Annotated in this window: 1 protein-coding gene; it reads right to left on the minus strand. The window is 69.0% G+C overall.

The window, feature by feature from the left end; all coding sequences use genetic code 11:
* A partial coding sequence (locus tag A5655_RS17875; protein WP_156764915.1) for an HNH endonuclease signature motif containing protein occupies positions 1-1,107 on the minus strand: 1,107 nt, incomplete at both ends.

The raw sequence follows: 1,107 nt of genomic DNA on the forward strand, positions 1-1,107 counted from the left end.
GCGCAATGCCATTGATGGCCGCAATGTGGAGATCGTTGCCGAGATCGATCGTGACGGGTTGTGGGGTAACACCGGCGTGCGAGGGATCCCGGGTTCAGTGGTTGGCCGTCATCGTCAGTGACGATCAGCCGGTCGGCGGTTCCGGTGATGGTGATCTCGCCGCGGTGGTGTGCGCGGTGGTGATAGGGGCAGACCAGCACCAGGTTGGCCAACTCGGTGGGCCCGCCGTCCTCCCAGTGCCGGATGTGATGCGCGTGCAGACCGCGAGTGGCCCCGCAGCCGGGCACCACGCACGTGCGGTCGCGGTGTTCGAGCGCGCGGCGCAGCCGGCGATTGATCACCCGGGTCGTTCGGCCGGCGCCGATGGGCCGCCCGTCGCGTTCGAACCACACCTCACAGGTGGCATCGCAGGTCAAATATTGGCGTTCGGCATCGGACAGCAGCGGCCCCAGATGCAGCGCGGCGGCGCGCGCCGCCACGTCGAGGTGCACGACCACCGTGGTGTGCTGCCCGTGCGGGCGGCGAGCCGCCTCGGCGTCCCAGCCGGCCTCCACCAGCCGCAGAAACGCATCAACAGTGTCGGGCAGCGGCGGACAATTCTCTGAACTGTTGCCGCGATCCTGCTTCCACTGGGCGATCAGCGCGTCGCGATGCGACGCCAGCGCGGCGTCGAACTTGGCCGCCTCGGGGTGCGGAAGCTTGATCCGCCACCAGGCGAACTGCTCATCGGAGCTCTTGGTGATCGAGGCCTGCTCGGGCCGCGGTTCTGGTTGGGGGCGCGGTTCGAGCTTGACCGCGGTGCGCAACTGGTTGACCGTGGCGACCTGCGCCAACTCCACGTAATGCGCATCCGAGCCCGCGCCCGCGCGTGCGGCGATCACCCCGAGCCGATCCAGCGACAGCCGGCCCTCCCGCAACGCCTGGGTGCAGCGCGGAAACTCCTGCGCCCGGCCCGCCACCGTGGCGATGGTGTGGGCGTTGGCCGGCGAGCAACCGGTCTTCCAGGCCACCAACGCCGGGATCGACCGCGCGCCGGTGTTACCCCACAACCCGTCACGATCGATCTCGGCAACGATCTCCACAATGCGGCCATCAATGGCATTGCGC

It is taken from the genome of Mycobacterium sp. 1081908.1 (genome assembly GCF_001673535.1).
In the GTDB taxonomy this organism is placed as follows: Bacteria; Actinomycetota; Actinomycetes; order Mycobacteriales; family Mycobacteriaceae; genus Mycobacterium.